Genomic DNA, 23,239 nt, shown 5'->3' with positions numbered 1-23,239 from the left:
AATTACACATCTAAGCCACTACTCCGTCAGACTTCTGATGTGAGGAAACAGTGAACTGAAAACTCAAATCCGATCCCTAATAGCTGTATCCCGTCTCCCGTCTCCCGTCTCCCGTCTCCCGTCTCCCGACGACCGTCTCCTATCTCCTGACTCCTATCTCCTGTCTCGACTAGGAAATTAATTTTGCACGACTACTTATCAAATGGGTTGACCTAGTAGCAAAAGAGTATTAAAATAGCTCCATTATTAGGTCAATGACTCTGGATTTAGACATAATAAGCCGCCCCCGCATCTAAATTGGTCTAGGTCGATAAGGAAACAGAGAACGCCAGAACACTGGAAGAGTAAGGTTTATCTGCCTTTTTAGCTAACTTATACAATACCCAGTTTAAATGCGTCTTAGCTTAATCCTAATCCAAATGGCTTCAAGATGGACTACTATGACCCATAGGTGTGTCAGAAAATCTGTATTAATAACTACAATTTGGGAGATTTGATGGTGAAATATAATCTAGACCAGGACAGAGCGCGGAGAGACCGAGAGTTATTCGATGCTATTGCCCTCAAATACGCAAAAAAGGATATTTATCCACCTTCAAGGAGAGCGCGGGCTTTAAGATTTGTCCAAACCCTTAACAAAATACACCTCAACAATCAGTCTGACATTTTGGAAGTGGGGTGCGGTGCTGGCTTTACTGCTGAGTATCTGCGTGGACGCTACGGAACCTATACGGGACTTGATTATTCTCAAGAATTAATCTTGAGTGCCCAACAACGAAATCGATTCTCCAATGCCAGCTTCCAAACAGCAGATTTTTTTGATTACCAAACAGATCATCTCTACGATGTCATTTTCATGATCGGTGTTCTCCATCATATGTCAGATTTGCCCGCCGCTCTGGAAAAATGTCTATACTTGTTAAAACCAGGTGGTTTTCTTGTCGTCAATGAACCCCAAGATGCCAATCCTCTCTTTCAATATCTTAGACAAGTTCGGACTAAGATGGACAAATCCTACTCCGCAGAACAGGAGCAGCTTGATGAAGCACAATTGTTAAAACTATTCCGCTCTTCTGGTTTTGTCAAAACTCTGTCTTATCCGCAAGGATTTTTCTCTACTCCCTTTGCAGAAGTCATGCTTTCTCCACAATGGTTGATGAATCCAATCAGTCAGGCCGCTTGTTTGGTCGATCAAGTATTGGAGAAGTATCTAAGTGGTATTATGAGCAAAATCGCTTGGAATATCGTCGTCTGCGGTCAAAAACCGTTCTAAGCTGTTAAAAATCTAGGTTTATATACTTTGCACTTTCACAACTTGAACTTTTTCCCCAAAGGTAATAGTCCAGAAGAAAGTTCGGCTCTTCTGGTTTCTGTGTGGAGGGAAGAAGAATAGGGATAATTTTATCGAAAATTTGGGTTAAAACCCCGTCGTTTTACGACGGCTTTTCCTGATTTTTGATGTAGCACTTAAGAACTTCCAGAGGCGCACCTCCTACAGAAGAGACGAAATAACTGGGCGACCAAAGAGCGTCTTTCCCGTATGGCTTAGGATATCCAGCTTGTCCATACCTACGACTAGAGACTCCTTTTAAAGAATTGACCATTACAGAAATAGATAGTTTCGGCGGGTATTCAATTAATGCGTGTATGTGATCAGACTCCCCGTTAAATTCCAATATCTGAAAATTCATTTTTTCCGCAACTTCCCTAAAAGAGTTTTCAACCAAAGTCAGGCTTTTACCAGTAAAAACCTTTCTTCTGTATTTTGTCACACAGACCAAGTGTATCTTTAGATCGGAAACAGAGTTTCTTTCTCTTCGCAACTGACTTGACATTATCAACAGACCTAGTTAGAATAGACTACAGACACACACATCTTAACCCAATGAAAGCGAGGTATCAATACCGTATTTACCCAACAGACCAACAAAAGAGGCTTTTGTCTCAGTTGTTTGGGTGTGTGCGTGTTGTCTGGAACGATACCTTAGCTTACTGCCAAGAACTCTATCGACAAGGGGAGAAAAAGCCAAAATATACTGAGTTATCTAAAAGACTAACTCAAGTCAAAAAAACAGAAGAAAGACGGTGGTTAACCGAGGTTTCTTCTATTCCTTTACAACAGTCTTTGAGAGACTTAGAGACTGCTTACTCTAACTTCTTTACATCTTGTAAGGGCGAGAGAAAAGGAAAGAAAGTCAAACCTCCCAAGTTTAAAAAACGTAAATCTAAACAATCAGCAAGATTTACCGATAATGGTTTTACCGTTAACCAACACTGCGTTACTTTAGCAAAAATCGGTGATTTAAGAATCGTTTGGAGTCGTCCATTACCTTCTAAACCTTCTAGTGTCACCGTGATTAAAGACGCATCAGATCGCTATTTTCTTAGTTTTGTCGTCGAGGTTCAGCCCGAAATACTTCCTGATAATGGGGAGTCAGTGGGAATTGATCTAGGGATTGCTACCTTTGCTACCCTCTCAACAGGGGAAAAGATAGACGCACCGAAACCGCTAAAGAAACGATTAAAACGACTAAGAAAAGCACAGAAAAACCTTTCTAGAAAACAGAAAGGAAGTAACCGACGGGAAAAAGCTAGGAAACGAGTAGCTAAAATCCATGCAAAGATTAAAGACACTCGCACTGATTTCTTGCAGAAACTATCCACTAGAGTTGTTCGTGAAAATCAAACGATAATTTTAGAGGATTTAAACACATCGGGAATGGTTAAAAATCGCAAGTTATCTCGTGCCATATCAGATTTAGGATGGCGTTCTTTCCGAGATATGCTATCGGCAAAATCTGATAAATATGGGCGTAATTTTCGGATAATTTCCCGATGGGAGCCAACGTCTCAAAGGTGTTCTTGTTGTGGGAATATCGGCGGTAAGAAAGCATTAAATATCCGTGAGTGGGAATGTCTTTTTTGTGGGACTTTTCATGATAGGGATGTAAACGCCGCAATTAATATCAAGGTCGCCGGTGGACAATCGGAGACTTTAAACGGGCGTGGAGGAAAGTGTAAGACTTCTGTTAAAGAAGCATCATCCCGTGAAGCGTCAACCGTTCGGCTGAGCTCACGGCCGAAGCCCAACCGAAGATCGTTCAATTAAGTTTGTTTGATCTGCCGGGAATCACCGTCCGGCCCCGGCGGTGAGGATGTCAAAGAAATATAGTCTTCAAAGCCTTGCCTAGCAAGACTCCTACGAATGATAATCAGTGCTTATCACACAAAGTAGAGAAGAGCCGAAAGTTAGACTTGAAAAAAAGACAAAGGAGAAAAAAATGCTCTCTCTCTACATCATTGTGTAAGCTTTTTGTTAATGTCACATATTGGGTGCAAGCATTGCGCCCCTAAATTACCCCATATTAGTTGTTATGTGGGGGCCAGGCCATAAGCCCTCCCTCCGATAACTTTTTCTGATAACCATAAGTAAGGGAGAGCCGATAGGGTTCTTCCGTAACCATTTATTGATTATTATTCATTCTTAATTCTCCTGACTACTGACTACTGACTCCTAACCTATCAGGACAATTTTTGACCCTTACCAGAGGTCTCTTGAGGGTGAATGCGTGGATGGAGTAAACGCTCAACTGGTTGACCGTTTTTTAAATGTTCTTCGACAATCTGATTGACATCCTCTGGTTTAACACGACAGTACCAAGTTTCTTCAGGAATAATTCTCACCGTGGGGCTAGTGCTACACTGTCCTTGACAACCACTGGTCATAACGATGACATCTTCTGGGAGAGCTGCCGTTTGCCAAGCTAAAAGAAGCTCGGACGCACCCTCTACCAAACAGGAAGAATGCTGACAGACCATGACAAATCGCTTTTGCGGATAAGACATATTGCCTAAAAAGTTGAAAAATTAGAGAGTTCCCTGGCGATATTCTTGGGAGCAGCTTTGAGGAAGCATACCTTTATTTTGCCCTCAATCCCCGATACTGGCAATATAAAAAAAGGGGGGCTGAAAAATTAACCATCAATCTTTAAAATAGAACTAGGATAACTCCCTGAGAGGGGGACAAGCCAGCTGGAAGTCCCTAATACCAAAGTGGAGATATTCAGCAGTCAATAACAAGATTTCTAGAGCCCATCGCCTTGTAGTGGTTGGGTTGAGCGCAACAATACTGGGTCGAAAATAGCTCAATTCGCTTGTTTAAGCGAAACCCAACAAACCCAAAGGTTAAGCTGCCCGCGCATTTAAATTGCTTGTTGAGACGAGGCAAGAGGCACTCTTGCAAGAGGCAACAGTAAAGGGATTGGGGGAGATTCGGCTAATCTTAAGAATAAGCGCTTTAAATGCGTCTTAGCTTACTCTTGGTTGGGTTTCCTTGCGTCAACCCAACCGACAATAATTGCTGACATCTCCCCAAATCCTAGAGCCAAAAAAGACAGGCATTGAGCCTGTCTAGAAAACAAAACAAATTACCTATCAGTTGGCCACAAATAGGGAGTTTTTTGCGTCAAATTTCCAAGCAATACCGTCGGGATCTCTGATGCGACTCCAATCGGCAAATTCTGTTTCGGATTTATTTTTCTTGTTTCTACCCAAAACGGCCGGGGTAACTCCTAAACGTTTAGCCAAATCCGCCAAACTCATTGATGAGATGGTTTCAGATACAGTGGTTAGAGATTCTTCCTTAACTTCTGATTCTGATTGGGATAAAGAACTGGCAGAACTGTTTAAACTAGGATTAATTATCTCCTCCGGTTCTTGAATTACCGTTTCTTGAACAGCGATTGCTGCGGTATTTTCTTCCTCTTTTTCCTCAAATAATTTACCTAAATTGGTCAGAGGTTGGGAGGAGGAAATAACAGGAACTTCTGGGACAGAATTTTCGCTTTTTTCGGCGACAATCAGGGGGGATTTAGCCTCCTGGGATTGCTCTAAATTGGTCAGGGGATATCTCGATGCCGTAATCGCAGGAATTTGTTTTTCCTCTATTTCTTCTAAAGAGGGGTCACTCTCATCAAAAATACTACCCAAGGTACTGGCGGTGATAAAGTAATAGGCCATACCCTGATCGCCTACAGCTTTTTTTTGCGCCCCAAATTCCTCAGCTTTTTTGTCTAAAAATTGTCTAGCTAATTTGGCCGTGAGATTGGCTTTTGCCGATAGGTCAATCGGGGTGAGACAACCTTGATTGTCCTGTAAAAGTTGATTGAAATAGGGGTTAATCACCGTCGATAATTTTGACCAGCGATAGTCTTGCCACACCTTGACTGCAAGAGTTAAGAAGAAGACCAGTAGGATCAATGGCCAAGCGGTAAAAACAAGGATGATTAGCACCGCTAGGGGGATGATGAGGACGAGAAACCCCGCCGTTTGACGATCGATAATTTTTCCAGTCATAATTTCATAAGCTGCCAGAATTAAAATTCTTAATGGCTAGTTTGACTATCTCCTGCCATAAGTGTATATGACCAGTTTAGGCTTTATTGGTCACGCCGGTTAGTTCTAGTCGTTCAAACATGGCAAATCTTGCTTTCAGAGCCAGAGAATCATCAAGTTTTGTTAAAAAAATCGGTTTTTGATACTTTTGTTCTAAAGCTTTTTGGATTAACCAATCAGCTAAAAAGGGATTTTTGGGTAGTAAGGGACCGTGGGCATAGGTAGCGATCGCATTGTGGTAAAATGCCCCTTCATAACCGTCCTCTCCGTTATTTCCGTAGCCAGTAATCACCTTTCCTAAAGGAGAAACGGTCTGTAAATAGGTACGACCCCCGTGATTTTCAAAGCCAATTACTAGCGGTTTTTCCCCAGTCATAGCTTTAATTTCCTCCGCTAAGGGAGAGGCAGTAATTTCAAAAACCACGTTACCGATACAGCGTTTTGCATTGGGGCCGGGATGTTTACTTACTAGGTCTAATAATCCTAATCCTTCGATTCTTTGACCGAAAGCTGGTTCGTAATAATGCCCTAATAATTGTGGGGAACCACAGGTAAAAACCCCCGGTATTCCTGCCGATAATTGTTCTTTCATCGCTGCCGCTTTTTTACCCTGTAAATCGCGCATAACGATCTCCTGTTGCCGATCCTGCGCTCCACCCCCAACAATTATATCTACTTGATAAAATGTCTCGGCTTCTGTTTGAGCATCTAGGGGAATAATTGTCACGGCAATATCACGCCATTGACATCTTCTTTGGATAGTAATAACATTACCTCGATCGCCGTAGGTACTCATTAAGGTCGGATACAACCAGCCGATTTTTAGTTCTAGTTCTTGCATAATTTTTAATCAGGAGACAGGAGACAGGAGACAGGAGACAGGAGACAGGAGACAGGGGGAATGGGGGGGTGGGGAATGGAGAAATTCAACTAATACCCCAAAACCCTAAAAACCTAAAACCCCAACACCCCAAAACTTAACCCCCCAACACTAATCTTTACTCTTTTCTAATTTCTACAAAATCTTTCGACCCGTGAGAATCTCTCGTACTTCTAACATAGCAGAATAGGTGGGTAAAATATGTAAAGTTTCATCATTTTTGGTGTTATTAAGGGCAATTTGGATCGCTTTTTTTAGCTCGGATTCAACAATTAAATTAACGGGATAAGCGAGACTATCCTGACTATATTGTAAGCGTAAAGCCATGTCATAAAGTCGATCGCCCGTTACTACTAAAGTTGTTCCCAAACGGGTTAATTTTTCCGTATCCACATCCCAAATCCAAGAAACATCCGTACCATCGGGGATGCGATCATTGAGAACTAAGAGAGTAGTCGAAGACTTTTCTTTCTGTAAAATATCAGCCACTGCGCGAATTGTTTCATTCATCCCCACGGGATTTTTAGACAGTAAAATTCTAACTTTTTTACCCTCAATTTCTAATTCTTCCGCTCGACCAAAGGCCGCTTTAAAACCCTGAACTGTCTCAAAAATTTCTCGATCTTTAATCCCCAATTCCTGGGCTACTAAACCCGCCGCTAAAGTATTATATTTATTATAAACACCGATTAAAATCTGCGGCCAATCGTGACTATGAAAAGCAGGATTACTCTTTTTAAAGCCACAACTAGGACAACTAAAATCCCCTAAATGGGAGAGATAAACCCCGCGATAATCCAAAGAAGCACCACACTTAGGACAGTAAATAGAATCGACAGCGTGGGGAATTTCTTCCAGATATAATTCCGGCTCACTTAAGCCAAAATATAAAACTCTTTGGCGCAGTTGTTGACCCAAATGAGAAAGGGTCGGATCATCAGCATTGAGAATCACTAAAGTATCGGTGGGCAGGGGAGATATAGCCCCTTGCCAACGGCGACTAATCGTATCCACTTCCCCATAGCGATCGAGTTGATCGCGAAACAAATTTAGAGCTAAAATAGCGCGAGGACGACAATCTTTTAAAACCAAAGGGAGAATATTTTCATCCACTTCTAAAATGGCATAATCAGCCTTTAAAGTGCCGAATAAATTGGCATCGGCTAATAAAGCAGTGATTAAACCATTAATTAAATTTGCCCCGGTGGTATTATGGGTGACTTTTGCCCCTTGACGCTCTAGAATAGTTCTTAGCAGTAGGGAAGTGGTAGTTTTTCCATTCGTGCCAACCACCAAGATTACCCCCCGTCGGACTTGCCCACAAAGTAGCGGCAACAAACGGGGATGGAGACGACGGGCAATTTCCCCCGGCAAGACGCTGGCAGCCCCTAAACGGAGTCCTTTAACCACAGCAGTAACGGTTTTAGCCACCGCTACGGCTATCCCTAAACGAATGCGATCAAACAATTGCATGAAGTGAGATTCTAATGGCTGTTTCGTGATTTTACCGCTAAAAGAATACCGGTAAACGGGGTAAGTTCCCATTGATTCTTCCCTACCGACAAAAAAGACAGCCTATAATTGTAGGTAAGTTTTGCGCCGATTCTACCGCACACGACATTTTAGGGCTAGAGCTTATGGGTTTATTGACAAGATTGGGGATTTCACTGGGATTACTCGCCCTAGGCGGTACTGTAGGAGTGCTAGGAAATCAGTATTTAAGCAGAAAAGCACCCCTAGAGGTAAATACACCGCCGGCAATCCTCCCCGCTTCCCTCTCTCTCCCTGTTATTCCCCAAAACGACGGCAATGTTAATTTTATCGCCCAGGCCGTGCAGAAAGTCGGGCCGGCGGTGGTGCGGATTGACTCGGCCCGGGAAGTGGCCGACCAAATTCCCGAAGAATTTAAACAGCCCTTTTTTCGGCGCTTTTTTGGTAATGAAGTGCCGATTCCCAGGGAGCATTTGGAACGGGGAACCGGTTCTGGATTTATTGTTAGTACAGATGGACTACTTTTAACTAATGCCCATGTGGTGGAAGGGACAACCCAAGTAAAAGTGACTCTGAAAAACGGTCAAACCTATCAGGGTAAAGTCCTGGGGGTTGACAATATGACCGATGTGGCCCTGGTGAAAATCGAGGCGGAAAATTTACCGACGGTGACTTTTGGCAAGGCCGAAACTTTAACCCCCGGAGAGTGGGCGATCGCTATTGGCAATCCCCTAGGCTTAGATAATACGGTGACGGTGGGCATTATTAGCGCCCTAGGACGCACTAGCAGCGAAGTGGGGGTTCCCGATAAACGGGTTCGTTTTATCCAAACCGATGCCGCTATTAACCCCGGCAATTCCGGCGGCCCGTTGCTGAACGCCAAGGGGGAAGTTATCGGCATTAATACGGCAATTCGGGCCGATGCCCAGGGTTTAGGGTTTGCCATTCCCATCGAAACCGCCCAAAAAGTGGCGGGACAGCTATCTAGCAAGGGTAAAGCGGAACATCCCTACATCGGTATCCACATGGTGACGCTAACCCCAGAATTACGGCAGCAATTGAACGAAACTAAAGAATTAAACTTTAATATTGACCAAAATGAAGGGGTAATCGTCCTGCGAGTGGTGGAAAATTCCCCCGCCCAAAAAGCCGGGATGCAAGCGGGTGATATCATCGAAACTGTGGCAGGAAACCCCGTTAAAACCGCCGCCGATGTGCAGCAAGGTGTAGAAACCAGTGCGATCGGTGGTAATCTGGAAATCGAGATTAACCGCAGGGGTAAACAACAAACTCTCACCGTTCAACCGGGGGTTTTTCCCAGCAAAACTAGCGATTAAAGCAAATACCAGACCATCCTGGCAACTGGCGCAAAAAGTATTAAGTGTACGGTAAAAGGTGGACAGACTTGCGAGCAAGATGTGAGTCAGCATCGTTTCAGTATATAACCATGAGCAGGATGGAAAAGTTGACAAAGCTTTGTCCTAGTGAAACGTCAAGGCAAACGGGAAGGAAAGAACTTTGAGGAGAAGACTTATTTCATCAGTAGTGAAAGATTGTCTGCGAAAGCCTTTTTGAAGCCAATTCAGGGGCATTGGAGTATTGAAAATCAGTTAAACTGGGTGAAAGATGTCACCTTGAAGGAGGATAAACCGCCTCGGTGGGGGTCATTCTCCCGTTAACTGGGCGATTTTATTTAGTTAGTTGATTTCCTTAGTTTGCCGTGGAAGGTTTCGGACGGTTCCCTAAGCTCGGCGTTTATGGGCTAATCAAATTGAGACAATTTTTGCCACTTTTACCAAAGACAAAACGATTACAGGAGCAAATCAAATCATGAAAGCATCAGAAACCAGTCTTCGTAATTTACTTGAAGGTACTAAACAATTTCAAATCCCTCTATTTCAAAGACCTTATTCTTGGGACAAGCAAAAATGGGAGACTTTATGGGAAGATCTAATGAGTCTCTATGATAAGGAGCAAGAACCTCATTTTCTTGGTTCTATTGTCACCCAGTCAATTCCTGGAACAGCCGAAGGTATATCTCCGTATGTCGTAATAGATGGACAACAACGTCTTACTACTCTTGCCATCATCATAGCGGCTTTGCGAAATTATTTACAAGAGAAAAACCATACAGAGTTGGCGGAAGAATTATATGAATACTATCTGATAAATAAGTTTAAAAAAGATGATGATTATTATAAAATCTTGCCAACTCAAGATGATCGTGAAGCTTACAAAAGTATCATCAAAAACCAAAATAGCAGAGAATTTGATAACAAAACAATATATAAGGCATATCAATACTTTAAGGAACGTCTTAAAAAGAAGAATTTTGCAGAGGGAGAACATAAACTCTTCAAAAATCTTCTTTTAGAGCGTTTAATTTTAGTCAATATTACTTCTGATAGCGAAGAAAATCCTTATCTTATTTTTGAAAGTCTCAATACAAAAGGACAAGAACTTACCCAAGCAGATTTAGTCCGTAACTATGTTTTTATGAAGTTACCTAGTGAACAACGAGAAGATATATACAAACAAAAGTGGCAACCTCTTGAAGCATCTTTTAAAAGACTAGCTATAGAGGAAAAAAAAGAGGAAAAATATGCTGAATTATTGACTGAATCTTTTTGGTTATATCTTCGCAAAGACGGTGAATCAATTAGTAAAAAAGAAGTTTATAAAGAAATTAAACAACGCCTAGACAAAAATGCTGAAAACAATAGTTTTAATATTAAAGATCAACTAGATGAGTTGATTAACTTTGCTGAATATTATCAGTGTCTTGTTTTTCCCAAAGAAAGTGAAAATAAAGACGAACTAAAAGATAGATTTAGTCGATTAAATCGCCTAAATTTTACTACTTGTCGTATTTTTCTTCTCAATATCTATAGAGATTTTCAAGACAAGCATTTATCTATTCAGGATTTCCTTGAAATTGTTGATTGTTTAGAATCATACTTTGTTCGACGATCCTTTGTTAATAAATCTACAAAAATTTTAGGGAAAATTTTTGAAAATTTATATGAAGACATAAAAAAACAATCTAACTCTAATAATACACTGTTTAATCTCAAAAAAGTTCTGAGAGATTATCAAGGAGAAAAGTCATGGCCATCAGACGATGAATTTCGTGAAGGACTAATCAAAAAAGACATCTATGGTAAAGATGCCAAAACAAAAGTTAAGCTTATTCTGGAAACCATAGAACGCCGCATGACCAAAGAGATGGTTAATACTAAGAACCTGACAATAGAGCATATAATGCCCCAGAACTTAACAGCGCACTGGCAAGATATGCTTGGTGATAATCACGAACAAATACATAAAACTTGGCTACATACTTTAGGTAATCTGACTTTGACGGCCGACAATTCAGGCTTATCTAATAAACCATTTTCGGACAAAGTTATTTTGTTTAAAGACAGTAATGTTTCTTTGAACAAATACTTTTCTGACAAAAATGTCTGGAATAAGGAAGAAATTGAAAAGCGAGCTAATTATCTAGCTGATCTGGCTATTGAAATTTGGTCAAGATAAAATAACTAAAGATGTGCGAAACGTTTAGGCATCAAATAAGGAGCCAAATGCCTGAAATAATTGCCTAGTCAGGTCTTCAGTGATCAAACGGCAGCCAATGGAAGCCTAGAATCATCCGTAGTTAACTTGACCTTGAGTCAACTACAATGATATATAGACAGCCAGTGAATGTCAGGCCCTTAACAAGGGAACAGTCAAACGAGGAGCCGTATGAGGTAAAAGTCTCATGTACGGTTCTGGATGGGAGGGGATGGAGGCGAATCTATTCTCGACCCCTAATAAAATAGCAGCGGAGCGATCGAAATTGAGGCAGCGGTTACAATTAAAATTATCAATTGGGCGCGGGGCTGCCCTTCTAATCGGTTTGCTGGGATTAACGGCCTGTCAACCTCCTGATCCGCCGAAAATTTCGCCGACAGAATCGCCTAAAATTGAAGAAACTGGCCGCTTAATTCTCAATAATGCCACGTTAGAACAGGCTAACCCCTCGGGACAACCCCTCTGGAAAATTCAAGTCAAAAAAGCTACCTACACCCAAGACCAAAAAATCGCCCGTCTGGAAAATATCAAGGGTAATATTTATCAAGATGGGAAAGTAGTTTTACAGGTTAGTGCTGACCGCGGTGAAGTCTATAAGGAAGGCCAGGAAATTCTCCTCAAAGATAATATTGTGGCTGTAGATCCCCGCAATAAGGCCATTATTAACGCGCCTGAATTGCGTTGGCTACCCAAGGAGGGTATTTTAATCTCCCCCAAAGGGATCAAAGGTAGTCATCTACAACTAGAAGCTAAGGCGCGCCAAGGACGGTACGACACGCGCCAAGAAAAACTAGAATTACAAGGTCAAGTGGTGGCTACCGCCAAGGAATCTCGTGTTGTCCTGCAAACCGAGCGCCTGTACTGGGAAATTCCGCAACAGGTCATTAGTACCGATCAAAAAGTCGCTTTTGATCGCTATATTAGTAAAACTATTATCGATCGCCTTACTGCTATCGGCGGTCGTTGGGAAAGAAAAAATAATCAGGTTATCCTACAAGAAAACCTCGAATATCGCTCTTTAGAACCACCTTTACAGATTTCTGGTTCTCAGGCAATTTGGAACTATCAAAATCGTAGCCTAACTTCCGATCGCCCCACGGAAATTTTTCAATATCAAGATCAAATCACTATTACTGGTAATCGTGTGGTGGTGGAATTAGGCAATCGTATCGCTTATCTCAAGGATGGGGTTAAGGGAATTAATCAGAAAACTGGGGCGCAATTGTATAGTCAGATCTTAACTTGGAAAATGTCGGAAAAAATTGTCGAGGCCGAGGGGAATATTATCTATGAACAACAGGAACCAAAATTTAATCTCACCGGCGATAAAGCGATCGGCACGTTAGAAGATAATAACATTGTTGTTACCAGTAGCTCGCCCGATCGAGTTGTCACCGAGATTTATCCCCGTTAACAGGGAAAATTAGCCAAAAAAAACTCTCCCCAAAAAAGGGAGAGAGGGGGGGTAAATATTTAGGGTTTGCTGAAAAAGTTTTTCGTGGGGACAGGGTGTGGGGTGTGGGGTGTGGGGTGTGGGGTTCACCCCAATGGTCGGCACTTTTTGAGGGAAAAAAAGTTTAAAAACCTTATCCAACAAGGTTTTTAGATTTATTCAGCAAACCCTATTTAAAAGCTTACCATTTGAGCAGATTAAACTGTTCCATATCGATCGTGTCGCGGTTACGATAGATAGTCAGGATAATCGCTAAACCCACGGCTGCCTCGGCTGCCGCTACGGTAATCACGAAAATAGTAAAAATTTGGCCTCTGATATTAGCGGGGTCAAGATAGTTGGAAAAACCCATTAAGTTAATGTTAACAGAATTGAGCATCAATTCGATCGACATTAAAACCCGGACAGCATTGCGACTGGTGACTAAACCGTAAATTCCGATACAAAATAAAGCCGCCGCTAATAACAAATAATACTCTAACTGAATCTGCATGATACCTCTTTCTTTTCTCCTATTTAGGGGCGGTTAATTCTCTAGGTCGTTCGGGTAATGTTAAAGCTGTGGCCGTAGGTTCTTCAGCTTTTAGGGTAGGGATAAGGTCGCGACGAGCTAAAATAATTGCTCCGACCATGGCCATTAATAATAGCACGGAAGCTAATTCAAAGGGTAGCAAGAAATCACTAAAGAAATGCTTACCGATTTCTACTAAAGTATTAGTCACTACTGCGGGAGAAGTGCTAGAAATTGACCAAGGCGTGATTAAAACCATGGTCGATAACAGTACAAATAAACCCACACAAACTAAAGCAGTAGATGCCTGACGAATCCAACGTTTAGGAATATCAGAAAAGTCCTCTTGCTTATTAACAAGCATAATGGCAAAGAGAATTAAAACGTTAATTGCGCCCACATAAATTAGAATTTGTGCCGCCGCTACAAAATCAGCATTTAGTAAGAGATATAAACCTGAAATGCTGATAAAAACACCGCCCAATAAAAAGGCGGAATAAACGATATTAGATAATAGTACCACGCCTAAAGCTGTCCCGATTACTAGGGCTGCTAAAATGCCAAAAGATACTATTTGAACGCCCTCGGCTAAATTCACAGTAGTTTCATCTCCTTTTATGCTTGAGAGTTATTAATTATTAGTTATCAGCTTCTGAAGGCAAGAGGCAACAGGCAAGAGGCAAAAGACAGAATCTGGCAATTCTCCTACCTAAAAACCGTGACGGCTGATAGCTAACTGCTAATTAATCAGTAATTTCTTCTGGACGTTTACCAGCGCGTTGACTACCGGCGGGTAAATCGTGGGGTTCGATGACACCTTTAGGTAGATAACCTAATTCCCTCAGAGGTGTTACCATCGGGTCTTGGGTGACTTTGTAGGGTAAACGGCCTAGGGCGACGTTATCATAGTTTAATTCATGACGATCATAGGATGCCAGTTCGTATTCTTCGGTCATCGATAGGCAATTAGTCGGACAGTATTCGACACAATTACCGCAGAAAATACAGACCCCAAAATCGATACTGTAGTGTTTGAGTTCTTTCTTTTTAATTTCCTTGTTAAAAGTCCAATCCACTACTGGTAAATTAATCGGACAAACTCGCACACAAACTTCACAAGCGATACATTTATCGAACTCAAAGTGAATTCTACCCCGATAACGTTCCGAGGGAATTAACTTTTCGTAGGGATACTGAACGGTAATCGGACGACGACGCATATGGTCGAAGGTAACGGATAAACCTTCGCCGATGTATTTCGCCGCTTGAATGCTACCTTTGGCGTAATCGCTGACTTGTTTGAGGATGTTAAACATGATGGTCAGAGGGATAGTAGGTTAACAGGGCAAAAAAGGAAATTAACCGCCAAAAGCAAAGGGAAAAGCTAGTTTTAGGGCGGCGGTAAGTAGTAGGTTAACTAAAGATACCGGTAGGAGGAATTTCCAGCCTAAATCGAGTAATTGGTCAATGCGAACCCGGGGTACGGTCCAACGCAAGAGAATAGCGATGAAGATGAGAAAATAGGCTTTTAATACTGTCATCGTAATCCCTAGGGAAGCGGTGATAATTTGTAGCCAAGGATTGGTTTCACTAACTCCCAACCAGCCGGCCAAAGCATTGACGGGGATAGGAAATTCCCAACCGCCAAGATAGAGGACGGCGAAAACTAGGGCCGACAGCACGAGGTTAACGTAGGAACCCACATAAAAGAGAGCGAATTTCATCCCCGCGTATTCGGTTTGATAACCGGCGACTAATTCCTCCTCCGCTTCAGGTAAATCGAAAGGCAGACGTTCACACTCAGCTAAAGCGGCAATCCAGAAAATCAGAAACCCCACCGGTTGGCGCCAGATATTCCAGCCTAAAATGCCATAACCGGATTGTTGTTCGACAATATCAATGGTACTGAGACTATTAGACATCATCGCGATCGCTAATACCGATAAAGCCAAGGGAATTTCATAACTAATCGATTGCGCCGCCGCCCGCAGGCCTCCCAGCAAGGAATACTTATTATTCGAGGCATAACCCGCCATTAATAAACCAATGGGGGCAATACTGGACAAGGAAATCCATAAAAAGATTCCCACGTTTAGGTCAGTAATCAGCAGATTTTGACCGAAGGGGACGATGAGATAGGAGACAAACACCGGCATCACCACCAAAATTGGCCCGAAGAGGAATAACCAAGGGTCAGCCTTAGCGGGGACGACATCTTCTTTAAAGACTAATTTCAGACCGTCGGCGACCGGTTGTAAAACGCCTAAGGGTCCTGCGTATTCCGGCCCGATACGCTGTTGGACGGCGGCGGAAATTTTTCTTTCTAACCAGACGCAGACTAAAACCCCCACCGTGGCGGCTATAATCATCAGGAACATGGGTAAAGGCATCCAAATCGCTTTAGCCAGTCCTCCACTTAATCCCAGGTCTGTTAGGGATTTAATGAAACTTTCTTGTAAATCTATGCCTTGATTCATATTTGGCGATCGCTGTACTGTCGATAGTTCGGCATGGTTTGAAGATTTTTAAGCAAATCTTATAGCCTAGTATACAGTTAGTCGGTCTGAGGGTTATCAGTAAAGTGACAAAGGCTTCAACTCATTAGCAGCCAACAGAGTCAAGCAATCTTGATTCCCCCGCCGAGAATAGCTATTAGTCAATAGTTAGACTCTGAATCTATCAATGTTCCCAGCTGTTTCTTAGCGCCGACAACCTCAGCTAGTGACCAATTATTCACAGGAAAAAAATCTAGTTAAGTAGCTGGTTATAATTAAATTAAAAATGGATTTTAGGTTCGATCCCCCCTGCCCCCCTTGATAAGGGGGGTATCTGATAATTTTTAACGCCTACCTACTTAACTTATCGTTTAGGCAATGAAAGCAGCCCTCTCGAATCTGTCTTCCTCTTTGTGTTCTTTGTGCCTTTGTGGTTTATCCCCAGAGCCAATCCGACTGTTAAAATCCAGTTATCGAGCGTTTCTGGCCACTCCCCGCTATTTAGTCTGATAAGCCGCCTGTAGATCCCGAATCGAAAACAAAGCTTGAAACTTTATTCCCTGAGATTGGTAAAATTCCGCCCCTCCTTGCTCTCTATCCACCAAAGCAATGATTAAATCTACTTGATAACCGGCATCGCGTAATCTTTCTACCGCTACCATGGCACTTTTCCCCGTTGTCACCACGTCTTCGAGGACAACCACCGCGGCACCAGGGTTTAAAGTCGGCCCCTCGATATAAGCCATAGTACCGTGACCTTTTGCCTCTTTGCGGACGATTAAAGCTGGAATCGGGCGATTTTCGTAGGCAGATACCACACTAACCGCGCTGACAATCGGATCCGCCCCTAGGGTTAATCCTGCCACCGCTTGGGTATCTGGGGGCAGTAGCGACAGCAATAAACGCCCCACGGCTAAAGCTCCCTCAGCAGTGAGGGTAACTTGTTTACCGTTGATATAGTAGCTGCTTTTTTGCCCCGAGGACAGGGTGAAATCCCCCTCCCGATAGGCAAGACGGACAAGAGCATCGAGGAGAAATTGACGCAGGGAAGCAGTATCTAGATTCGCTACCGAGGAATTAGCCATATTTTCAGGATTGGGAGCCTGACTGACTCCAAAATTTCGGTTACAATTGAGCCAAAAGTCATTATATATTGACTCGATCGCTAGTATTGATTTCTTTCTCATCCCATTGACGCGATTTTTTAATTAACCCTATCCCTGTGAGGAGATTTTTACCCATGCGCGCTAAATTTTTACTTCCTTCCCTGTTTTGTTTAACTGGTTTAGTCTGGTGGAGTTCCTCTAGTGCGATCGCCCAAAATTCACCCGCCACCACTCCCGCACCGGTAAAAACCCAACAATTGCAAATTGTCCCCTCTCCCGATACGGCGGTAGGATTTAATAATATCCCCGGTTTGTTTAACCGCGCTGTTAATAACAATACGGGTCGTTTCTACGACTCCACCAACATTTTAGGACAGTTAAACTCTCTTTTTGGTTGGCGTACTTTTCCCCAAGGTTCCTATTTCGATAATCTGATTACTAGGGATGCTAAATTGACCGAAACTTTATACTATGATGTCATGCAGCAGCAACAGTCTGGCCCCTTAATTCGCACCCAAGATTTATCCAATCCCTTCGATACTTCCCTACAGGAAAATCCCAGTTATTTAAGCCCCGGCGGATTTTAATCAGTAATCAGTAATCAGTGAGCAGTAATCAGTAATCAGTAATCAGTAATCATAGGTAACTCAAAATATATCTTTTGGTTGGTAATGAAGCTGATCAGCTGTAGGGTAAATAAAAAATGACAGAACAAGCTTGGTGGGTACAAAAATGGCTAGAACTACTCGATTCCTATCGCTTTAAAAAACGTTTGGAACGGGCTAGACTGTACGCTAGAGAGGGCAATGTTTTAAGTATTGACTTTGAAGACTCGCAAGTTATTGCTAGAGTACAAGGCAGTGAACCAGAGCCTTATATAGTGGATTTATCCCTAGCGGCTTTTAGTGATGAAGAATGGGATTATATTATTAAGCTTCTCTCCAAAAAAGCCATTTATTCCGCTCAATTACTCACCGGACAAATGCCCGATAATATTGAGCGTGTTTTTATCGATAGTGGGGTGAATTTATTTCCCTTTTCCCTAGCCGATATTCGCTCCCGTTGTACCTGTCCCGATCAAGCCAACCCCTGCAAACATATAGGAGCAGTATACTATCAATTGGGCGATCGTTTTAGTGTCGATCCCTTGCTGCTTTTGCAACTGCGCGGCCGAACCAAAAGCCAAATTCTGGAAGCTTTACGAGAAAAACGCTCCTATTCCCCTGATAATCAACCTTTAGCAGTCAGTGAACCCCCCGCAGTAGTTGAAAAAACTGCCCCCGACAGCGCTATCGATCGCTTTTGGCAGTACGATGAAGACCTAGATCCCTCCCTAGTTGTCATCACGCCGGGAAATGAAAATCAAACCATTCTCGACATTTTAGGCAATTTTCCCCTGGCTGCCCCCGAATCGGATGCCATAGAACAATTTTTCAAACCAATTTACCGACAAATTCCCCAAGAAGCGATGGCGATTGCTTTACATTAGGGAATTTGGGGTATGGGAGCAGCTCGGTCAAAGTGGTGCAAAAGACAAAAAAGCCAGCCAGATTTGTCCCCGCATCAGGTGAGGAATTAACCATGGGGAAAATTGCCTCACCAGTAACCGCTAAACCGTCTTACTTTTGCCAGTTTTACTGCCCGGGGAAGTAGTTTTTTTGGTGGTGCTAGAAGTAGTTTTCTTGGTAGTGGTTTTCTTGGCAGTGGTTGTCTTGGCCGCTAGGGCCCCCAAAGCTTGTTCTAGAGTCAGGGTTTCGGCGGTTTCTCCTTCGGGAATCTTGGCGTTGGTCTTACCGTGCTTGATATAAACTCCGTAGGGACCTTCGTACAATCCCACCAATTCCCCATCGTCGGGATGTTTACCCAATTCTTTTAAGGGTGGTTTGGTGGAACTGCGGGTGCTGCGAGTTTTTTTCGGTTCGGCTAATAAGGCCAAGGCTCGATCGAGGGTTATGGTTAAGATATCATCCCCGGCTTTCAAGGAACGATATTCTTTTTCTTTGCCCTCTTCCTGAACTATATATGGGCCGAAACGACCTAAACTGGCTTTGATTTTGCCTCCGGTGAGGGGATGGGTTCCCAGCAGTCGCGGCAGTGCCAATAAACCCACTGCTTGTGGGAGGGTGATGTCCTCTGGTTTGACTCCTTTGGGTAAGGAGGCGCGTTTCGGTTTGGGATTGTCATCGCTGACATCTCCTAACTGGACGTAGGGGCCGTAACTACCCACGAGCAGATAAATCGGCTCTCCGGTGTCGGGATGAAGACCTATTTTATCGGGACCTTCGGTTTTCTGTCGCAGCAGGGTTTCTACCTGTTCGGGGTTGAGGTCGGCGGGGGTTAAATCGGCGGGGATGGAGGCGGTGAGGATTTCATCCCCCCGGGGGACTTCCAAATAGGGACCGTATTTGCCGATCTTGATAGTTGCCTGTAAATCCTCTAAAATCACCGATTTGGCGGTGCTAGAGTTAATTTGACTCTCGCGCTCTTTGACTTGGCTTTCTAGCCCCTTTTCGCCGCGATAGAAGCGATCGAGATAGGGCAACCATTGAGCGGAACCGGTGGCGATATCGTCGAGGGTTTCCTCCATTTTCGAGGTAAATTTGGGATCTACCAGGTCGGGGAAATGATTTTCTAACAAACCGACGACGGCGAAGGCGGTGAAGGTGGGAATCAAGGTTTTATTCCGCATTTGGGCATAACCGCGATCGATAATTGTGCCGAGAATGGTGGCGTAGGTGCTGGGTCGCCCGATTCCTTCACTTTCGAGGGTTTTTACGAGGGAGGCTTCGCTATAACGGGCGGGGGGTTGGGTATCGTGGCTAATGGCTTCTAGTTGGCGACAATTGGGGGTATCACCGATGCTGAGGGGGGGTAGGATTATTTCTTGGTCGTCGATGGCGGCTTCGGGATCGTCGGAACCTTCCACATAGGCGCGGAAAAAGCCTGGGAAGTCGATTCTTTTGCCAGAGGAGCGAAATCCGGCATTTTCTACCTGAATATTAACGGCGATCTGGGTAATGCGGGCATCGGCCATCTGTGAGGCGACGGTACGTTTCCAGATTAGGTCGTAGAGGGCGAATTCTAGTCCGCTCAGGCCGGTTTCCCGGGGCAGGCGAAAGCTGCTACCGGCGGGCCGGATGGCTTCGTGTGCTTCCTGTGCGCCTTTGCTTTTGGTGGTGTACTGCCGGGGTTGGGGACTGAGATAGTTTTTTCCGTACATTTGTTCTACACAATGACGGGCGGCGGTGATGGCCTGATCGGAAAGATGGACGGAATCAGTCCGCATATAGGTGATGTAGCCCTGTTCGTAGAGATTTTGGGCGATTCGCATGGTGTCGCGGGCGGATATGCCCAGTTTCCGGTTAGCTTCTTGCTGTAGGGTGGAGGTGGTGAAGGGGGGGGAAGGTTTGCGAGTGGTGGGTTTTTCTTCGGTGTGGCTAACGCGCCAGATTTTGTCTTGGATGCGTTCTTTTAAGGCGGCGGCGGTGGCTTGATCTAAGAGTGTCACCTGGCGACCGGGGAGCAGTCTGCCGGTGTCGGCATCGAAATCGCTGCCATTTGCCACTTTTTGACCGTTTAAGGTGACTAATTTCGACTCGAATTGATTTTTGTCCTTTTCGAGGGTGGCTTTCAGATCCCAATAATTGGCGGTTTTAAAAGCCCGTCGTTCTCGTTCGCGCTGCACGAGCAGACGTACCGCGACGGATTGCACGCGGCCGGCGGATAACCCTTTGGAGATTTTTTTCCAGAGTAGGGGGGAGAGGGTATAACCGTAGAGGCGATCGAGTATGCGGCGGGTTTCTTGGGCGTGAACTAAATTTTCGTCGATCGATCGACAATTTTTTAAGGCCGCTTGGATTGCCTCTTTGGTGATTTCGTGAAATACCATCCTTTTGGTGGGAACTTTCGGGTTGAGTACCTGTAGGAGATGCCAACTGATGCTTTCTCCTTCCCGATCTTCGTCGGTGGCGAGGATCAATTCACTCGCGCCTTTGAGAGCTTCTTTTAATTCTTTGACGACTTTACTTTTGGTTTTGGGGACGACGTAGAGGGGGTCGAAATCGTTCTCCACATCTACGCCCAAATTGGCCCAGGATTTGTCTTTGTGGGTGGGGGGAATTTCTTCGGCGGAGGCGGGCAGATCGCGGATGTGGCCCATGGAGGCTTGGACTCGATAGCCGCTAGGCAGATAATTGCTGATCGTCCGAGCTTTGGTGGGGGATTCGACAATAACCAGGGTTGACATAGGAATTGATCACGAGGGCATGGCCACAGCGACTGTTTTAGTTAGACTGACCATCTTTGTTTGATGATGGGCAAAAGTTACTATTTATCTTGACCAGCTTGATTCCGGTCAAAAGCCACTTACTACGATAATAGAGATTAAAGCTGGTCTTTTGTCACTAACTTCTTAACAAAACTTAATATTTTTCTGGAGCGCCGGAGTTGGGAGAAGGGAGAGGGGAGAAAAAAGCTGACTCGGAGAATACTGACTCCTAACCCAATGTTCGCCAAAGATAAGCAAAATTTATTGATTGATGCCAAAAACTTGAGAATATTTAAATTAACATTCCGCAATATTTATAAATTCTTAAAAATTAATTGAGAAAGATTTTTATTTAACAACGATGTTACAATGGTAACAGCGATTTTACTGAATTTCATAATGGGTTATTCTGTGCTTTTTTAAGCAGCAATGGTTGAAACCCTCACCAAACCTAGAAGGTTATCCTAATTAGGACGGGTAAATTAGTCAATTTCACCAACAACGATGATCTTTTTTTTGTGTAGTTTTATTGCAAAAAAAAAGTTTTTTTGACAAAAAGCACAAAGTATGATATGAAACCAACGTATTTCTGGCTGCCAGTAGTTATTGCAGAGTAGGATGGGGAGAAGGGAGAATAAATAAAAATAATCCTCCTGACTGGAAAGAGGGTGTAGGGTGTGGGGTGTGGGGTGTAGGGAAGGAAACCTCTTTCATCTGTGGTGGTGAAAATTTTTTCATCAGGACTGACGCCTGACGACCGACGCCTGACGACCGACTCCTAACCCCACCAACCAACTTTTTCAGCCAACCCTAGTTATGTCTGATTTACGTCAATATGCTCCGGCAACAGAACGCAATCGTCAGCCGATTTTAGAAGTTCTCAGCCAATTTTTACCGAAGACTGGGAATATCCTAGAAATATCCAGCGGCACGGGTGAACACGCTGTTTTTTTTGCCCCTCGTCTTGCTCCTTGTCGTTGGATTCCCTCCGATTGTAACCCTCTGGCTCTAGATAGTATTCGCAGTTGGTGCGATTATTGTCCTAGTTCTAATCTTGATCGCCCCCTATTTATCGATGTTCATCAGTCAGTTTGGGCGGTAGAGAGGGAAAATATCGTCATTAATGCCATTGTTAATATTAACATGATTCATATTGCTCCTTGGTCAGCTTGTTTAGCTTTAATGGCAGGAGCAAATCGAATTCTTAATCCAGGGGGAATCCTCTATCTTTATGGTCCCTATAAACGACAGGGAAAACATACTTCTCCTAGTAATGAAAGCTTTGATTTTTCTCTCCGTTCTCAAAACCCCAGTTGGGGAGTTAGGAATTTAGAAGATGTGGTGCAAGAAGCCAGCGATCGAGGTTTACAATTGTTAGAAGTAATTCCTATGCCAGCTAATAATCTCTCGGTTTTATTTCAATTGCTTTAACATGGCAATTATCAGTAATCAGTAATCAGTGGCTTTGAGTAAGCCATCAAGAGATATTTATCAGAAAAGTCGTCATCAAGTTAGAGTTTTAAGGACTGATTTGAGCAAATTATTTTTATTGGTAAATATTTTATACACTTTTTACCAGATAAGCAAGAGGGCTACGGCACTACTACCAAATCATTGCCCAATCTCTAAGTCTAAAGCTTGGGCAATTTGTTCTACACTTAATCCTAAGACCGATAAACGGGGAATAGAGTTTAATTTAGCGGATAATTCTCCTTCCTCTAAAATAGCTTGATAGATGACGGATTCTCTCATGATGTCACTCCGAAGGATTTTTTTAGTCGTCTCTCGATTGTAATTCCTCGATAGTTGCAGGGGACAAATCGGTAAATCGAGCGATTTCTGAGATAGAAAAACCAGCAGATAGCATTTTTAGAGCAATTTGTCGAGCTTTTTCCTCTTTGCCTTCTTGCAATCCTTCTTGTCGTCCTTTTTGTAGTCCCTTTTCCTCGCCTTCCTCTAAAATATCTTGATAGATAACGGATTCTCTCATAATGTCACTCCGAAGGATTTTTTTGATCGTCTCTCGATTTAATACTAACCCGGCGAGAATACTGGTAGCGGCAGCG

21 protein-coding genes and 1 pseudogene are annotated in these 23,239 nt (G+C 43.4%); 9 read left to right on the top strand and 13 right to left on the bottom strand.

Translation table 11 applies throughout. The annotated features are described in order from the left end of the window. Positions 1–499 precede the first annotated feature (499 nt). Entirely contained in the window at positions 500–1,273 is a 774-nt protein-coding gene (locus tag O9334_RS21460) for a class I SAM-dependent methyltransferase (RefSeq protein WP_193745623.1), read from the top strand. 160 nt (positions 1,274–1,433) lie between these two features. Here O9334_RS21460 and tnpA read toward each other — a convergent pair whose 3' ends face one another. Continuing rightward, complete coding sequence (tnpA, locus tag O9334_RS21455; protein WP_045359724.1) at positions 1,434–1,835, bottom strand: IS200/IS605 family transposase; 402 nt, start codon at positions 1,833–1,835, stop codon at positions 1,434–1,436. A 50-nt stretch (positions 1,836–1,885) separates the two neighbouring features. Here tnpA and O9334_RS21450 point away from each other — a divergent pair, with 50 nt between their 5' ends. After that, positions 1,886–3,109, top strand: a complete 1,224-nt coding sequence (locus O9334_RS21450; RefSeq protein WP_288002397.1) for an RNA-guided endonuclease InsQ/TnpB family protein — start codon at positions 1,886–1,888, stop codon at positions 3,107–3,109. 413 nt (positions 3,110–3,522) lie between these two features. Here O9334_RS21450 and O9334_RS21445 read toward each other — a convergent pair whose 3' ends face one another. The 4 genes from O9334_RS21445 to O9334_RS21430 form a co-directional block, all read right to left on the bottom strand. After that, the gene (locus O9334_RS21445; protein ID WP_045359723.1) at positions 3,523–3,846 is read right to left on the bottom strand and encodes a (2Fe-2S) ferredoxin domain-containing protein; all 324 of its coding nucleotides are present in this window, start codon (positions 3,844–3,846) and stop codon (positions 3,523–3,525) included. A gap of 588 nt (positions 3,847–4,434) precedes the next feature. Continuing rightward, on the bottom strand, positions 4,435–5,355 hold the full coding sequence (locus O9334_RS21440) for a hypothetical protein (protein WP_045359722.1): 921 nt from the start codon (positions 5,353–5,355) through the stop codon (positions 4,435–4,437). A 76-nt stretch (positions 5,356–5,431) separates the two neighbouring features. Continuing rightward, on the bottom strand, positions 5,432–6,235 hold the full coding sequence (locus O9334_RS21435; protein ID WP_008203505.1) for a type 1 glutamine amidotransferase: 804 nt from the start codon (positions 6,233–6,235) through the stop codon (positions 5,432–5,434). A 174-nt stretch (positions 6,236–6,409) separates the two neighbouring features. Beyond that, positions 6,410–7,747 (bottom strand): Mur ligase family protein, encoded by a 1,338-nt coding sequence (locus O9334_RS21430; RefSeq protein ID WP_288002403.1) that lies wholly within the window; start codon positions 7,745–7,747, stop codon positions 6,410–6,412. A 164-nt stretch (positions 7,748–7,911) separates the two neighbouring features. Here O9334_RS21430 and O9334_RS21425 point away from each other — a divergent pair, with 164 nt between their 5' ends. From O9334_RS21425 to lptC, 4 genes and pseudogenes are all read left to right on the top strand, one after another. Continuing rightward, positions 7,912–9,102: an HhoA/HhoB/HtrA family serine endopeptidase gene (locus tag O9334_RS21425; RefSeq protein WP_288002394.1), complete on the top strand. Its 1,191-nt coding sequence runs from the start codon at positions 7,912–7,914 to the stop codon at positions 9,100–9,102. A 192-nt stretch (positions 9,103–9,294) separates the two neighbouring features. Further along, positions 9,295–9,457: pseudogene (locus O9334_RS23240) on the top strand (ISAs1 family transposase); the annotation flags it as partial. 138 nt (positions 9,458–9,595) lie between these two features. Beyond that, a complete protein-coding gene (locus O9334_RS21420) occupies positions 9,596–11,302 on the top strand; it encodes a DUF262 domain-containing protein (protein WP_288002392.1) in 1,707 nt (568 codons plus the stop codon). 304 nt (positions 11,303–11,606) lie between these two features. Then, positions 11,607–12,755 (top strand): LPS export ABC transporter periplasmic protein LptC, encoded by a 1,149-nt coding sequence (lptC, locus tag O9334_RS21415; RefSeq protein ID WP_288002402.1) that lies wholly within the window; start codon positions 11,607–11,609, stop codon positions 12,753–12,755. Positions 12,756–12,975: 220 nt separating this feature from the next. On the opposite strand, the gene nuoK is transcribed toward lptC, so the two are convergent. The 5 genes from nuoK to pyrE form a co-directional block, all read right to left on the bottom strand. After that, complete coding sequence (nuoK, locus tag O9334_RS21410; RefSeq protein ID WP_197533180.1) at positions 12,976–13,281, bottom strand: NADH-quinone oxidoreductase subunit NuoK; 306 nt, start codon at positions 13,279–13,281, stop codon at positions 12,976–12,978. Between the two features lie 25 nt (positions 13,282–13,306). Continuing rightward, positions 13,307–13,903: an NADH-quinone oxidoreductase subunit J gene (locus O9334_RS21405; protein WP_002734810.1), complete on the bottom strand. Its 597-nt coding sequence runs from the start codon at positions 13,901–13,903 to the stop codon at positions 13,307–13,309. 145 nt (positions 13,904–14,048) lie between these two features. Next, complete coding sequence (gene ndhI, locus O9334_RS21400) at positions 14,049–14,621, bottom strand: NAD(P)H-quinone oxidoreductase subunit I (protein ID WP_012267911.1); 573 nt, start codon at positions 14,619–14,621, stop codon at positions 14,049–14,051. Positions 14,622–14,663: 42 nt separating this feature from the next. After that, entirely contained in the window at positions 14,664–15,782 is a 1,119-nt protein-coding gene (gene nuoH / locus O9334_RS21395; protein WP_002734266.1) for an NADH-quinone oxidoreductase subunit NuoH, read from the bottom strand. 515 nt (positions 15,783–16,297) lie between these two features. Beyond that, positions 16,298–16,987: an orotate phosphoribosyltransferase gene (pyrE, locus tag O9334_RS21390; protein ID WP_288002388.1), complete on the bottom strand. Its 690-nt coding sequence runs from the start codon at positions 16,985–16,987 to the stop codon at positions 16,298–16,300. A 53-nt stretch (positions 16,988–17,040) separates the two neighbouring features. Here pyrE and O9334_RS21385 point away from each other — a divergent pair, with 53 nt between their 5' ends. Further along, positions 17,041–17,493, top strand: coding sequence for a hypothetical protein (locus O9334_RS21385; protein ID WP_045359709.1), 453 nt, complete (start codon positions 17,041–17,043; stop codon positions 17,491–17,493). A gap of 116 nt (positions 17,494–17,609) precedes the next feature. Beyond that, a complete protein-coding gene (locus tag O9334_RS21380) occupies positions 17,610–18,395 on the top strand; it encodes an SWIM zinc finger family protein (RefSeq protein ID WP_045359708.1) in 786 nt (261 codons plus the stop codon). A 120-nt stretch (positions 18,396–18,515) separates the two neighbouring features. Here O9334_RS21380 and topA read toward each other — a convergent pair whose 3' ends face one another. Continuing rightward, a complete protein-coding gene (topA, locus tag O9334_RS21375) occupies positions 18,516–21,152 on the bottom strand; it encodes a type I DNA topoisomerase (RefSeq protein WP_288002385.1) in 2,637 nt (878 codons plus the stop codon). Positions 21,153–21,989: 837 nt separating this feature from the next. Between topA and O9334_RS21370 the strand changes: the two genes are divergently transcribed. Then, positions 21,990–22,604, top strand: coding sequence for a DUF938 domain-containing protein (locus tag O9334_RS21370; RefSeq protein ID WP_190381695.1), 615 nt, complete (start codon positions 21,990–21,992; stop codon positions 22,602–22,604). A gap of 180 nt (positions 22,605–22,784) precedes the next feature. Here the strand turns inward: O9334_RS21370 and O9334_RS21365 are convergent, their stop codons facing one another. Both O9334_RS21365 and O9334_RS21360 read right to left on the bottom strand, forming a co-directional pair. Beyond that, entirely contained in the window at positions 22,785–22,925 is a 141-nt protein-coding gene (locus tag O9334_RS21365; RefSeq protein ID WP_172967364.1) for a hypothetical protein, read from the bottom strand. Positions 22,926–22,947: 22 nt separating this feature from the next. Further along, positions 22,948–23,239: Rpn/YhgA-type helix-turn-helix domain-containing protein (locus O9334_RS21360; protein WP_288002382.1), on the bottom strand; the 292-nt coding region annotated here is incomplete at its 5' end.

Source organism: Microcystis sp. LE19-8.1F (assembly GCF_027531715.1).
Lineage (GTDB): Bacteria > Cyanobacteriota > Cyanobacteriia > Cyanobacteriales > Microcystaceae > Microcystis > Microcystis wesenbergii_A.
This window is presented reverse-complemented; position numbering and strand designations above follow the sequence as displayed.